11 protein-coding genes are annotated in these 14,222 nt (G+C 62.6%); 5 read left to right on the top strand and 6 right to left on the bottom strand.

Going from position 1 to position 14,222, the window contains the following annotated elements; translation table 11 throughout:
* Positions 1 to 7 precede the first annotated feature (7 nt).
* The 4 genes from ACZZZU_RS22025 (at position 8) to ACZZZU_RS22010 (ending at position 4,947) form a co-directional block, all read left to right on the top strand.
* A complete protein-coding gene (locus ACZZZU_RS22025) occupies positions 8 to 898 on the top strand; it encodes a 2-hydroxy-3-oxopropionate reductase (protein ID WP_122451362.1) in 891 nt (296 codons plus the stop codon).
* Positions 899 to 1,137: 239 nt separating this feature from the next.
* Complete coding sequence (locus tag ACZZZU_RS22020; protein ID WP_463551815.1) at positions 1,138 to 2,412, top strand: glycerate kinase type-2 family protein; 1,275 nt, start codon at positions 1,138 to 1,140, stop codon at positions 2,410 to 2,412.
* Positions 2,409 to 3,854: a pyruvate kinase gene (pyk, locus tag ACZZZU_RS22015; protein ID WP_463541621.1), complete on the top strand. Its 1,446-nt coding sequence runs from the start codon at positions 2,409 to 2,411 to the stop codon at positions 3,852 to 3,854. Before ACZZZU_RS22020 ends, pyk begins: the two co-directional genes overlap by 4 nt.
* A 196-nt stretch (positions 3,855 to 4,050) precedes the next feature.
* A complete protein-coding gene (locus ACZZZU_RS22010) occupies positions 4,051 to 4,947 on the top strand; it encodes an urea transporter (protein WP_463551814.1) in 897 nt (298 codons plus the stop codon).
* Between the two features lie 182 nt (positions 4,948 to 5,129).
* Here ACZZZU_RS22010 and ACZZZU_RS22005 read toward each other — a convergent pair whose 3' ends face one another.
* The 6 genes from ACZZZU_RS22005 to dinG form a co-directional block, all read right to left on the bottom strand.
* Positions 5,130 to 5,594 carry a glycine zipper 2TM domain-containing protein gene (locus ACZZZU_RS22005; RefSeq protein ID WP_122451358.1) on the bottom strand — a complete coding sequence of 155 codons (465 nt, stop codon included), beginning with the start codon at positions 5,592 to 5,594 and terminating at the stop codon, positions 5,130 to 5,132.
* 102 nt (positions 5,595 to 5,696) lie between these two features.
* Positions 5,697 to 6,344: a pyridoxamine 5'-phosphate oxidase gene (gene pdxH / locus ACZZZU_RS22000; protein ID WP_463551813.1), complete on the bottom strand. Its 648-nt coding sequence runs from the start codon at positions 6,342 to 6,344 to the stop codon at positions 5,697 to 5,699.
* 48 nt (positions 6,345 to 6,392) lie between these two features.
* The gene (locus ACZZZU_RS21995; RefSeq protein WP_463551812.1) at positions 6,393 to 7,370 is read right to left on the bottom strand and encodes an OmpA family protein; all 978 of its coding nucleotides are present in this window, start codon (positions 7,368 to 7,370) and stop codon (positions 6,393 to 6,395) included.
* Between the two features lie 230 nt (positions 7,371 to 7,600).
* Positions 7,601 to 8,749, bottom strand: coding sequence for a serine hydrolase domain-containing protein (locus ACZZZU_RS21990; RefSeq protein WP_463551811.1), 1,149 nt, complete (start codon positions 8,747 to 8,749; stop codon positions 7,601 to 7,603).
* A 99-nt stretch (positions 8,750 to 8,848) separates the two neighbouring features.
* On the bottom strand, positions 8,849 to 11,368 hold the full coding sequence (locus ACZZZU_RS21985) for a beta-agarase (protein WP_463551810.1): 2,520 nt from the start codon (positions 11,366 to 11,368) through the stop codon (positions 8,849 to 8,851).
* 59 nt (positions 11,369 to 11,427) lie between these two features.
* Positions 11,428 to 13,572, bottom strand: coding sequence for an ATP-dependent DNA helicase DinG (gene dinG, locus ACZZZU_RS21980; RefSeq protein WP_122496763.1), 2,145 nt, complete (start codon positions 13,570 to 13,572; stop codon positions 11,428 to 11,430).
* Positions 13,573 to 13,673: 101 nt separating this feature from the next.
* Between dinG and ACZZZU_RS21975 the strand changes: the two genes are divergently transcribed.
* Positions 13,674 to 14,138: a DUF2269 family protein gene (locus tag ACZZZU_RS21975; RefSeq protein WP_463551809.1), complete on the top strand. Its 465-nt coding sequence runs from the start codon at positions 13,674 to 13,676 to the stop codon at positions 14,136 to 14,138.
* The last annotated feature ends 84 nt before the right edge of the window (positions 14,139 to 14,222 follow it).

Raw genomic sequence — 14,222 nt, 5'->3', positions numbered from 1 at the left:
CATTCCCATGGCTAAAATCGGTTTTATCGGCACCGGCATCATGGGCAAACCCATGGCCCAAAACCTGCAAAAAGCAGGTCACACCCTGTTCTTCTCCGAGCACTTCGACAAAGCCCCGGCCGACCTGCTGGGCGACAACGGCGTTGGCCTGGCCAACCCGAAGGAAGTGGCGCAGGAATCCGAATTCATCATCATCATGGTGCCGGATACACCGCAAGTTGAAGACGTGCTGTTCCGCAAGGACGGTGTGGTTGAAGGCGTTGGCGCCGGCAAAGTGGTGATCGACATGAGCTCGATCTCCCCTACCGCCACCAAAGCCTTCGCCGAAAAAATCAAAGCCACCGGTGCTGCGTATCTCGACGCTCCGGTGTCTGGCGGTGAAGTGGGCGCCAAAGCGGCCACCCTGTCGATCATGGTCGGCGGTTGCCCGAATGCCTTTGAACGCGTGCTGCCGCTGTTCCAGGCCATGGGCAAAAACATCACCCGCGTGGGCGGCAATGGCGACGGTCAGACCGCCAAAGTGGCCAACCAGATCATCGTTGCCCTGAACATTCAGGCCGTTGCCGAAGCCCTGCTGTTCGCCGCCAAGAACGGCGCCGATCCAGCCAAAGTGCGTGAAGCGCTGATGGGCGGTTTCGCCGGGTCGAAAATTCTTGAAGTGCACGGCGAGCGCATGATCAAAGGCACCTTCGACCCAGGCTTCCGCATCAGCCTGCACCAGAAAGACCTCAACCTGGCGCTGGCCGGCGCCAAAGAGCTGGGCCTGAACCTGCCCAACACCGCCAATGCCCAGCAAGTGTTCAGCACCTGCGCAGCCATCGGCGGCAGCAACTGGGACCACTCGGCGCTGATCAAAGGCCTGGAACACATGGCCAATTTCTCGATTCGCAAAGACTGAGCAATACGTGGGTTGGGCCGGTCCGCTTGGTGATCCTCATCGTGGCCCCCGCTCGTTGGTTCGCCAACGGACCGTTCCAACCCACGCCCCTTTTCGACCTGCCCGGTAAGCGGTGTCACGGCCTGCAAGCCGGGTGGGTCGATTTCAGTCCACAGCCCTTGTGCCCGTAAAGGGACAGCGAGGTTTGTGGACTGCAATCGACCTGCACGCATAACAAGAAACGAGTTGGAGTAGTCCTGATGAACCTCGACCCCAAGAGTCTGCTGCGCGACCTGTTCGCCACCGCCATCGACGCCGCCCACCCGCGCCAGGTATTGGCCGACCACCTGCCCGCCGACCGCAGCGGCCGGGTGATTGTCATCGGCGCCGGCAAGGCGGCAGCGGCCATGGCCGAAGTGGTGGAGCGCGAGTGGCAGGGCGAGGTGTCCGGCCTGGTGGTGACGCGCTACGAGCACGGCGCCAACTGCCAGAAAATTGAAGTGGTGGAAGCCGCGCACCCGGTGCCGGACGACGCCGGCGAGCGCGTGGCCCGCCGCGTGTTGGAGCTGGTGAGCAACCTGCAAGAAAGCGACCGCGTGATCTTCCTGCTCTCCGGCGGCGGCTCGTCGCTGCTGGCCTTGCCCGCCGCCGGCATCAGCCTGCAAGACAAACAGGCGCTGAACAAAGCACTGCTCAAATCCGGCGCCACCATTGGCGAGATGAACTGCGTGCGCAAGCACCTCTCGGCCATCAAAGGCGGGCGTCTGGCCGAAGCCTCGTGGCCGGCCAGCGTGTACACCTACGCGATTTCCGATGTGCCGGGCGACGAAGCCACGGTGATTGCCTCCGGCCCAACCGTGGCCGACCCCACCACCTCGCAGCAGGCGCTGGCGATTCTGGCGCGCTACAACATCGATATTCCCGCCAACGTGCGCGACTGGCTGAACAGCCCGGAATCGGAAACCGTGAAACCCGGCGACCCGTGCCTGGCGCGCAGCCACTTCCAATTGATCGCCACGCCGCAGCAGTCGCTCGACGCCGCTGCCGCGAAGGTTGAAGCCGCCGGTTTGCCGGTATTGATTCTCGGCGACCTGGAAGGTGAGTCGCGGGAAGTGGCCAAGGTGCACGCCGGCATCGCCCGGCAGATTCAACTGCACGGCCAGCCGATCAAACCGCCGTGCGTGATTCTTTCCGGCGGCGAAACCACCGTGACCGTGCGCGGTGACGGCCGTGGCGGACGCAACGCCGAGTTTCTGCTGAGCCTCACCGAAAGCCTCAAAGGCCTGCCCGGCGTGTATGCCCTGGCCGTCGATACCGACGGCATCGACGGCTCCGAAGACAATGCCGGCGCCCTGATGACGCCCAGCAGCTACGCCCGCGCCGCCGCGCTGAACCTTTCGGCCAGCGACGAGCTGGATAACAACAATGGCTATGGCTACTTCGCGGCCCTGGACGAGCTGATCGTCACCGGCCCGACGCGGACCAACGTCAACGATTTTCGCGCCATTCTGATTCTTGAGAAGCCTGCCCAATGAGCCTGCCTAGCCCCAACGAAAAGAAACCCAACGCCGACAAGAAAGTGAAAATTCTCGCCACCCTCGGCCCGGCTGTGCGCGGCGTTGATGACGTGCGCCATCTGGTCGAAGCCGGGGTCAACCTGTTCCGCCTCAACTTCAGCCATGGCGAGCACGCCGACCACGCCGAGCGCTATCAATGGGTGCGCGAAGTGGAGCGCCAGCTGAACACGCCCATCGGCATTCTGATGGACCTGCAAGGACCGAAGCTGCGCGTGGGCCGGTTCGCCGCCGGCAAGGTCAACCTAAACCGTGGCCAGGCGTTCCGCCTCGATCTGGATACCACGCCCGGCGATGAACGCCGGGTCAACCTGCCCCACCCGGAAATCATCGAAGCGCTGGAGCCGGGCATGAGCCTGCTGCTAGACGACGGCCGCCTGCGCTTGGAAGTGACGCGCAAGCAGAACACCGGGGTCGACACCCTGGTGAGCGCCGGTGGCGAACTGTCGGACCGCAAAGGCGTGAACGTGCCGGAAGCTGTGCTGCAACTGAGCCCGCTGACCAAAAAAGACCGCATCGACCTCGACTTCGGCCTGCAACTGGGCGTGGACTGGGTGGCCTTGTCGTTTGTGCAGCGCCCGGAAGACATCGTCGAAGCCCGCGAGCTGATTCAGGGCAAAGCCTTCCTCATGGCGAAAATTGAAAAGCCGTCGGCCGTGCAGCACCTCGAAGCCATCGCCCAACTGTGCGACGCGATCATGGTGGCCCGTGGCGATTTGGGCGTGGAAGTGCCGGCCGAGAACGTGCCGCGCATTCAGAAAGACATCATCCGCACCTGCCGCCAGCTGGGTAAACCGGTGGTGGTGGCCACGCAGATGCTCGAGTCGATGCGCTTCTCCCCTGCCCCGACCCGCGCCGAAGTCACCGACGTCGCCAACGCCGTGGCTGAAGGTGCAGACGCAGTGATGCTGTCGGCCGAAACCGCCTCGGGCGACTACCCGCTCGAAGCCGTAAGCATGATGAGCAAAATCATCCGCCAGGTTGAAAACGGCCCGGACTTCCAGGCCCAGCTCGATGTCAGCCGCCCACAAGCTGAGGCCACCGCCTCGGACGCCATCAGCTGCGCCATTCGCCGCATCAGCGGCATTCTGCCTGTGGCGGCACTGGTCAACTACACCGAATCCGGCAGCTCCAGCCTGCGCGCCTCCCGCGAGCGACCGAAAGCGCCCATCCTCAGCCTGACCCCCAACATCCAGACCGCCCGCCGCCTCTCCGTGGCCTGGGGCATTTACTCAGTGGTGAACGCACGGTTGAGCAAGGTCGAGGAAATCACCACCACCGCATTGGAAATCGCCCAGGCAACCAACATGGCCAAGCGTGGGGATACGGTGGTGATTACCGCGGGGATGCCGTTTGGGCAGTCGGGGACGACGAATAGCCTTCGTATCGAGACATTGCTTTAAGCGATCCCTGCGACCCGGAAGCCGGGCAGGAAAATCAAAATCCCATCTGGTTCATGCCAGTTCGGCGTTCTTCGTGCCCTCGTAGAACGCCTTTTTTTAGCTCCACGGAACCCTGTAGGAGCGGCTTTAGCCGCGATGCTTTTGATTTAAAAGCATCGCGGCTAAAGCCGCTCCTACAGGGGCTGACGTAACGACCATGCCCCATTTCACCTACGGCAAAGCCCTGCTCCACGGCTGCAGCCAAATCTTCCTGCAACAGCACGCCCTCTTCGGCGCGCTGTGTTTGCTCGCGATTGCGATCGGCGCGCCGCACTTGCTGGGCGGTGCGCTGCTCGGCGGTTTCGCTGCCACGCTGGCTGCCCGCCGTCGCGGTTATGACCTCGCCGATATCGACGCCGGCCTCTACACCTATAACGGCGTGCTGCTGGGCCTGATGCTGTGCGACCGCTTTGCCTGGTCGGCGCTGTTGCCGTTGCTGATCATCGCCAGCGCCGGCGCGTCGAGCCTGGTGTTGAACCGGCTGATGCGCGGCAGCCGTCAGCGTCAGTGGTTGCCGGCCTTTACCGCGCCCTTTGTGGGGCTGAGCTGGCTGGTGCTGAGTTTGCTGCCCGTCACCTTGGCGCCTCCGCTGCAAGCGACTGTGCCGAGTGTGGTCACGCTGGATGTGCCTGGCATTGGCGCGGCGCTGTTAAGAGGCATCGGTCAGGTGATCTTTTTAGGCGAGCCGCTGGCGGGCGCCATTGTGCTGATCGGCCTGTTTCTCGCCAGCCGGCGGGCGGCACTTTGGGCGCTGGCGGGCTCGGCCGTGGGGCTCGGCGTGGCGCTGCAACTGGGCTGGAATAGCGAACACGCGCTGAATGGGCTGTATGGCTATAACGGCGCGTTGGTCGGGGTGGCGCTGAGTCAGGTGTATCGCAACCTGGCGGTGATCGTGCTGGGTATTTTGCTGGCGTTGCCGTTACAACCGGGCTTCGCGGCGTTCGCGCTGCCGGAGCTGACGGCGCCGTTTATTTTGGCCTGTTGGCTGGTGCAAGCGACGCATCGGACGTTGCAGCGTGGGGCGGAAGATTCGCGGCCCAAAAGGCTTCTATAGCGGCGGCCCTCACCCCTAGCCCCTCTCCCGTAAACGGGAGAGGGGAATTTGATCACCGATGCTCCTGATGTTCGCGTTCAAGCCCCCTCTCCCGTTTACGGGAGAGGGCTGGGGTGAGGGGCGGTTAATCTGGCGCCCACAAAAAAGCCGGCCCTGAGGCCGGCTCTTCATTACCGCTGCAATCAGTGCGCGACGCGGCTGGTGCCGTTGACGCTCATGATGCGAACACGCTCGCCGACGCGGAAAATCTCGTTTTCCTGCACTTCCTGCACATAGGCGCGCATGCTGCCGTCGTCTTCGCGAACGGTGATTTCCACACCTTGCGCGCGGGTCAGGCCTTCTTCAGTTACCGAACCCAACAGCCCACCGGCCACAGCGCCGATCACCGCCGCGACGATGCTGCCGCGACCGCCGCCGACGGTGCTACCCGCGACGCCACCCACCACCGCACCGGCACCGGCGCCAATTGGCGTTTTAGTGCCTTCGATTTTGACCGGACGCAGCGATTCAACGGTGCCCATGCGTACGGTTTGCACGGTGCGCGCTTCATCACGCGAGTAGGAGTCGCCCGTCAGACTGGACTGGCAACCGGTGAGTGCCAGGGCCGCAACCGTGAACGACGCGACTAACAATAGAGACTTACGCATAACGGTACCTCCGGGAGATGACAGGCCATTAGACAGCGCCGCTCAGGGCGATGTCACGGGCGCTGCACAAGATTAGTTCCTGATTGGGCTGAACGGCCCAAATCAGGGCGCCAGGCGCTCACGCAACCAGGTGCCGTTGTCTAGACGATAGTTCAAACGGTCATGCAGACGGCTGGCGCGGCCCTGCCAAAACTCGATGCGCTCTGGCACCAGGCGATAACCGCCCCAGTGCGGCGGGCAGGTAGGCGCGGAATCAAGAAAACGCCGTTCGGTTTCGGCCAGCAGCGCTTCCAATTCGCCACGGTCTTCAATCACCCGGCTTTGCGGCGAGGCCCATGCGCCCAGGCGACTGCCCAGCGGACGGACTTGGAAGTAGGCATCGGATTCTTCGGCACTGACTTTTTCCACCCGCCCCTCGATGCGAACCTGACGTTCGAGGGTCGGCCAGAAAAACGTCATGGCCGCAAACGGACGCGCCGCCAGTTGCTCGCCCTTGGCGCTTTCGTAGTTGGTGAAAAAAGTAAAACCCTGCTCATCGACGCTTTTAAGCAACAGCACCCGGCAATGCGGGCGGCCGTCGGCGTCGACGGTGGCCAGGGTCATGGCGTTGGCTTCCACCGGCAGTTGCTCGGTGCTGCGCGCATCGGCGAACCATTGCTGGAACAACGCCACAGGCTCGGCCGGGGCTTGCGCCTCGGTGAGCCCGTCGCGGGTGTAGTCACGGCGCATATCGGCCAAATTAGCGGTCATCACGCGGCTCCTTGAGTGTTAACAAGCGGCGGACACAGACCAACCAGCTCAGTTCTTCGCCTCAGCGGCCTTGTCCGGACTGGCAGCCTGCCCTGGATTATTTTGCGCCACTTTGACCGAGGTCGACTTCGCCGCACTTGGCTTGTCAGCAGCCTTGGCAGCCGGTTTGGCGGCCGGTTTCTTGGCGGCAACGGCGGGCTTGGCAGCGGGTTTCTTCGCAGCCGGTTTGGCAGCAGCTTTCGCGGCGGGCTTAGCGGCGGTTTTACCCTTGGCTTTGGCTGGCGCCACGGCCGGAATCGGGTCGTTTTTCACCAGGGTTTGTACCGCCGGAACTGGGTCTGGCTGGTTGTACTTGGCAAGCAGCGCAGTCATGGTGTCTTGCGGCGTCAGCATGATTTCCACGCGACGGTTCAGGGCGCGGCCTTCCGGGCTGTCGTTGGCAGCACGCGGCAGAACAGAGCCAAAACCGCGCACCATGAGGCGATCATTTTTCAAACCGCTGAGGCGGAAGATGGCGGTGATGGCGCGAGCGCGGTCCAGGCTCAGCTCGCGGTTACGCGCTTCTTCGCCCGACGGATCGGCGTGGCCAAGAATCAGCACGGCCACTTGCTTGTCGTTTTCCACCAGCTTGGCAACGCGGCTGATGGGCCCCAGCGTAACGGGCATCAACATGCTCGGGCGGTCGGGGTTGAACGAGGAATCCACCGGGGCGGAGACCACCAGCAGGTTCTCACGACGCTCCAGTTCAAACTTGCTGCCCTCAAGCGCAGTGCGCAGGCGCGGCTCGTATTGGTCCATCCAGGCCTGGGTGATTTTCGGGTCGGGCATGACCACGGCATCGGCTTTTTTGGCTTTTTCATCATCGCCAAACGGCCACCACCAATGGCCGCCCGAAGCAGGCTTTTCAGCAGTGGCTACGGCGGCGGTGGCAGCGGGAGGCGATTTATCGGACGTTTCAGAAAAGGAAGCACAACCAGTGAGAGCGGCGCACAGCGCCAGAGCAGCAGCAGACTTGGTAGGAAACATTGGAACCTCAAAAAACACAAAAAAATAAACTCAAGAACCGCACAGCCCACGCTTTCTGCTTTGGAGAGCGCTATGGCCGGACTGGCTCGCGTAGCTGGCTGTTTCTAGCGGACAGCCATGGCAACGGTGCAGCGGCAAAGGTGATCACAATTGACGGGCCCACTCCTCCCTGACAGGGCACGCCCCCACTGTAAGCAGCTTCGTTTAACAGCCTGTGCAACGGGGTAAAACTACAAACATTCACCCAGCGTGCGCGCCAATTTTTGCGCCCGTGGGTCCATCAATACGTAGGGCCCGAGGGAATTGGTGACGAAGCCGAAAGCAACCTTACACGCAGGATCGGCAAAGCCGATAGAACCTCCCGCGCCGGGATGACCAAAGGCACGTGGGCCCAGGCCGTAGGTGGCGTTCGGCACATCGGGCTGGTCGAGCATGCAACCCAGGCCGAAGCGTGTTTGCGTGAGCAGGGTTTTGTCTTCACCCACGCTGTGTTCGCGGGTCAATTCGGCGAGCAATTGGCTGTCGAGCAACTGGCCGTTGAGCAAGCCGGTATAAAAACCCGCCAGGCTGCGCGCGTTGCCGTGGCCGTTGGCCGCCGGTTGCTGCATGCGCCGCCATTCCGGCTTGTTGGTGCTGGTCATGATCGACGGCGGATTGGCGAAGGCGCGCGTGGACATGGACGCCGGCTCGCTCATCATGGTTTTCAGCAAGCGCTGGGCCGAGGCGTCGCCGAAGTTGCCTTTGCTGCGGGAAATTTCCGCAACGCGGTAGAACTCCTCATCGGCCAGGCCAACATGGAAGTCCAGCCCAAGCGGCTTGGCGATGCGGTCAACAATCGAGTCACCCGGGCCTTTACCTTCCACACGACGCAGCAGTTCGCCTACCAGCCAGCCGTAAGTAATGGCGGCGTAACCGTGGCCTTCGCCCGGCGTCCACCAGGGCGTCTCGGCGGCCAGGGCGGCGGTCATGGTGTCCCATTCATACAGCGCTTGCGGAGGCAGCATCTCGCGCACCGCCGGCAGGCCGGCGCGGTGGCTGAGCAATTGGCGCAAGGTGATGTGTTCTTTGCCTGCAGCGGCAAACTCAGGCCACACCGTGGCCACGGGGGCGTCGAGCGAAAGCTTGCCCTCGCCCACTAGCTGCAGCGCGGCAACGGCGGTAAAAGTTTTGGTGCAGGAAAACAGGTTGGCGATGGTGTCGGTGTTCCAGGCTTGCTCGCCGGCTTTGTCGGCGGTACCGCACCAGATGTCGATCACGGTTTCGCCGTCGATCTGAATACACAGGGCGCCACCGCGCTCCTGAGGATCGGTAAACAGCGCCGCGAAGGCGTCTTTTACCTGCTCAAACTTGATATCGAAATAGCCTTGAACTTGCTGCACGTTCAACTCCTCAGGCAGACGCAACGGGAAAGGCGTTCGCACCGCTCAGTGTGCAAACGCTTGCCCGCGCAGGGAACCATCCGAAAATCGGGCTATGCCTCAGCCTTGACCAGCAGCGCCAGCCGGGCTGGCTTTGCCGTCATCCGCCTTGCCGTTGCCCTCGCCTTTACCGTCGCCGGCTTTGGCGCCGCCCTCAGGTTTGGCGGGAACCGGCGCGGCGGGTTCGGCTGGCGCGGCAACGGCTACCGGTTTCAGCACGCCCTTGAGCGCTTCCATGTTGGCTTTGCGAACAGCTTTAACGAAGCCGTCAAACGGCCGGTCGGTGATTGCCACCAGACCGAAGTGGCCGTTTTCGCCGTCCAGCAGGCGGCCGGTAACCGGTTGGTCGAGGTATTGGAACAGATGGGTGCCGACGATCATCGGTTCCTTCACGGCTTCCTCAACGAAGTGTGCATAGGCCGGGCCGCGCTGTTCTTCGTTATACACCTCGCTGACGCCGCCCCAGAACGGGCCACGGTCGCGCGAACCGAAGTGGAATTCGGTGACCAGAATCGGTTTATCCAGGGCTTTGAGCGCGGCGAAGTCGTAACCGTGCTGCGGCTCTTTGGTATAGAAGTTGAAGCTCAGCACGTCGCAATACTGCGCACACGCGGCGACGGCTTCCGGGTTGCTGGCGGCGAAACGACCGCCCAGCAGCAGATGGTTCGGCGCGTGCCAGTTCAAGGCATCGTCGATGGTCTTGAAGTAGGTGTCGGCGAACAGGCGCTGGAACTGCTGCATGTCCTGCTCGATCGCCGGGTGTTCCGGGTTCGGACGTGGCGCCTGGAAACCGGGGTCTTCCATCAATTCCCACGCCGGCAGCTCGATACCCCAGGCTTTCGACAGGCCGTCCTGGTTGCGGTACTTGTCACGCAGCATTTTCAGGAACGCGCGCTTGGCCGGCACGTCGGTGGTCAGGTTCAGGGTGCCGTAGGCCAGCGCGTAGCGGGCGTTCGGGTCGTTGGCCGGGCCGGCCCAGGCCAGTTCGTTGTCGGCGAAGAAGCCGATCAACCACGGGTCATCGCGATGGTCGCGGGTGGCGATGGCCACGGCACGCTCGGCTGCCATGGCGAAGCGCGGGTCGAACGGGTCAGGCATGCCGCCCCACCAATCCACGCCGGTGCTGATGGTTTTGTAATCGCCACTGATCGACAACGGCAAGGTGTACGGCATGCGCTTGGCAGCCGCCAGCGATGGATCGCTCCAGTTGCCGACGGTGTTGAAGCCCCACGCTTGCAGGCGGTCCAGGGTGTTCTGGGTCCAGCGCGCGGTGTCGAAACTCTTGGTCACGCACATTTCTTCGGCCACTGCCGGCGCGGCTGGCGGCGCGGCCACAACAGGTGGCGCAACTGGCGCGACGGCGGTGGTTTCAGCGGTGTTGGTGGTGTTGGCGGCGTTCGCTTCAACGTCGGCGGGCACTTCGCTTTCTTCGTCGTTCACCACTTGCGCGGTGCTCTTGTCAGCGACCTCGGCGCATTTCTGCTGCGGCCAGGTACGTTGCAGGTTGGCGCGGTAGAAATCGAACCAACGGCCTTGGTCGAAATTGCGACCTTTGGCGGCGCCGGTGTCGGCACGGCTGCTGCTGCCACCGTAATAAGCGGCCAGCGGATCGCCCTCTTTGGGCAGGTCGGTGAACATGCTTTCGCGACCTTCGACATACGTCGCGCTGTTGCCGGCGCTGACCGTATTTACGCCGAGCGAAAAGAACGGATGACCTTCGGGCGTGACCATAAACCAGCGGCCATCGCGTTTTTCCGTGCGGAAAAAGCCCGACGCTTCGAAGGTCGGCCCGCCGAGCAAGCCGCCGTACTGGTCGGTTTCGCCGCGTTTTTCCAGCCAGCTTTTCAGCTGCGCGGTTTCTTTGGCTGCAGCCGCTTTGAGCTGCTCGTCACTGCCCACTTTTTCCGGCCACTGACCACGGGTGTATTGGCCATAGGCGTCAACGATGCCGGTGTACAGCTGCTTGGCGGTTTCGTCGCCTTCTCGCACGCCGAAGCGGCCGAGCAGAATGCTTTGCGGCACGTCCGGCCGGCTCATATAAATGCCAACGGCGGTGACCTTGCTCAGGTCCAGATCGCCTTCAACGGTGTCGGCCAGAATCACCCGCTGGCCGTCCACGGTCCACGGCATTGCTGGCGCGGCACGCATGCCTTGGCTGCGCGGCGAGGTGGCGTGCAACGGAATCAACAGGTTCTGCGCCGGGCCGGCCGGCAGGGCAACACGGCTGGTGAGCACCTTGCCGTCGCTGCTTTCCATGCGGATGTCGAGGGTCAAGGCCCAGTCCATGGCGTTCTGAATACGCAGGGTCATGACATTGGCTTTGGACCAATCCCACACGCCGCTTTGCGGGATCAGGCGCAGGTTGGGGTTGTCGGCGGGGCTGAACGTCACCCGCCGCATCGGCTCGCTTTCGGCCGCCAGTTCAGCGGTCAGCGAAGGCAAGTTGGCGTTCTGGGTCTGCACCTGCACCACATCGGCGGGGCTGACGAAGTTGAATAGCGTCTGTTGCTCGGCGGCCAGCGCCAGCGGGGGCGCGGTAACCATCAAGGCGAAAATACCGGGCAGTGAACGGCGGATCATGTGACGGGCTCTCCTGAACAACCAGCCAATAGACAGCGGACTTTAGAATTGATGCTGTCTTATGAAATTTCTCGGCGAAACGGCGGCAAGGCGTTAAGAATCGCCTTGCCATAGCGTTGGGTTACAACGCGTCGATCCAAAAGCGTAATAGTGCCGCGATCCGCCTCGGTGCGCAGTAGACGACCGCACGCTTGCACCAAACGCAGTGAAGCATCGGGCACGGCAATTTCCATAAACGGGTTACCGCCGCGCGCTTCAATCCACTCGGCGAGTGCGGCTTCTACCGGGTCATCGGGCACAGCGAAGGGGATTTTGGCGATCACCACGTGCTCGCAATAGGCGCCGGGCAAATCCACCCCTTCAGCAAAACTGGCCAGCCCGAACAACACGCTGGCTTCGCCGTCGTCGACACGCGCTTTGTGCTTGTTCAAGGTTTCCTGCTTGGACAGGTTGCCCTGGATGAACACGCGCTTGCGCCAGTCGCGATCCAGGCCGTCGAACACGTCCTGCATTTGTTTGCGTGAAGAGAACAGCACCAGCGTGCCGCGCGACCCTTCGACCAAACCCGGCAGCTCGCGGATGATCGCCGCCGTGTGGGCAGCGGCATCGCGCGGATCGGCCTTCAAATCGGGCACGCGCAACACACCGGCATCGGCGTGCTGGAACGGGCTCGGCACCACCGCCGTCACCGCCGCTTTCGGCAGGCCCGCACGCATACGAAAACGGTCGAAGGTGCCCAGCGCCGTCAGCGTCGCGGAAGTCACCAACGCGCCGTAAGCGACGTTCCACAAATTGCGCCGCAGGGTTTCAGCGGCCAGGATCGGGCTGGCGTTTACTTCGATGTCGAACATGGCGCCGCCTTCGGCCAGGGTCAGCCAACGCGCCATGGGCGGGCTGTTCTCCGGGTCTTCGGCGGTAAAGGCCAGCCACAATTCCCAGTTGCCCTGGGCGCGGGCCAGCAGACTGCCAAACAGCGGGTACCACTCTTCGGCCTGGTGGCTGGCGATGCCGATGGAGGCTTCGCCGTCCATGGACTTTTTCAGCAACTCGGTAAGGCCGGTAAACAGGTCGGTCAGGCGCGAGAAGCCTTTCTTCAGCTCCACGCCCATCTCGGTCAAATGCTCGGGCACCACGCCGCCTTCAAAACGGTGACGCGGGCGCTCGCGGCCTTCCATGTCTTCGCCGGCCTTGAAATCGGCCAACTGCTCGCAGGCGTTGAACATGAATTGCTGCTGGGTACGGATTTCGCGGGCCAGAATCGGCACCTGCTCGATCAAGCGGCCGAGGTCACCCGGCAGCGGGTTTTGCGCCAGCAGCTTGGTCAGATTCTTCGCCGTCAGCTCCAGCCAATCTGCCGTGGAACGCAGACGGGTGTAATGGGCGAAGTGGCCGATGGCTTTGTCGGGCAGGTGGTGGCCTTCGTCGAAGACGTACAGCGTGTCGCGAGGATCAGGCAGCACGGCGCCGCCGCCGAGGGCCAGGTCGGCCAGGACCATGTCGTGGTTGGTGACGATAACGTCGACTTTGCCCATACCCTCGCGAGCTTTATAGAAGGCGCAGGTCTGAAAGTTCGGACAATGGCGATTCGTGCATTGGCTGTGATCGGTGGTCAGCCGCGCCCAGTCGGCGTCTTCCAAAGCCTCGGACCAACTGTCGCGGTCGCCGTCCCATTTGTTGCCGGCGAGCTTTTCGACCATTTGCGTGTAGAGCTTCTGGTTGCCCTGGTCGACTTCGATTTTGAAGCCTTCTTCGGCGAACAACGCGGCGGTAGCGTTTTGCGACTCGCCTTCCTGCATCAGGATGTCGAGCTTGGACAGACACAGGTAACGGCCCCGGCCTTTGGCCAAGGCAAAGGTGAAACTCAGGCCGCTGTTGCGCATCACCTCGGGCAGATCTTTGAACACGATCTGCTCTTGCAAGGCGACGGTCGCGGTGGCGATAACCAGGCGTTTGCCGGCCGCTTTGGCCAGGGGAATGGTGGCCAGGCTGTAGGCCACAGTTTTACCCGTACCGGTGCCCGCCTCGACCGCCACCACGGCGGCGTCGCTGCTGCGCCGGCCTTCGTCGTCAACCTTGATGGTGCCTAATACCTTGGCGATCTCGGCGATCATCAAACGCTGGCCGTAGCGAGGCTTGAGCCCTTTGGCTTCGAGAAAGCGGGAGTAGGCGCCCTGGATCTGGGACTTGATTTCAGTACTGAGCAATGGCGGGTTCTGCGAGATAAGCGAGCTGGATAAATTTTCAGTGGTCAAACTGGCCGGCTATGATAGCGCGCGTTTTGCCAACCGCCGACCGGAGATTGTGAATGACTGTTTATGCCCTGCTCTACGCCCTGCATGTTCTGGCTGCCGTTGTTTGGGTAGGCGGCATGTTCTTCGCCTGGATGGTGCTGCGCCCGGCCGCCGTCAGCGCACTGGAAGCCCCGGCGCGGCTGCGCTTGTGGAGCGCGGTGTTTCCCCGTTTCTTTCTATTCGTCTGGCTGTGCGTGTTGCTCTTGCCGATCAGCGGCGTGGGCATGTTACAGCTGCATTTTGGCGGTTTTGAGACGGCGCCTAAATACGTGCAGGTGATGATGGGCTTGTACCTGGCGATGCTGGCGTTGTTTATCCGCGTGCAGGCGCTGCAGCTTCCGGCGCTCAAGCGCGCGGTGGCCGCTGAAGACTGGCCGGCCGGTGGCGAGGTGCTCGGCAAGATTCGGCGGTTGGTGGGGTTGAACTTGTTGATCGGGATTGTGGTGGTGACGGTAGCGGCGACGCGGGCGAGCTTTTAAAAGCATCGCGGCTAAAGCCGCTCCCACACTGGTTCCTGTGGATTTGTGCTGCTGACGGTTGCGGTTGCTCAGGAGCCACTCAAA

The organism is Pseudomonas sp. AC136, from assembly GCF_979258585.1.
Note: the sequence above shows the minus strand (reverse complement) of the source record. Positions and strands in the feature narration are given on the sequence as shown.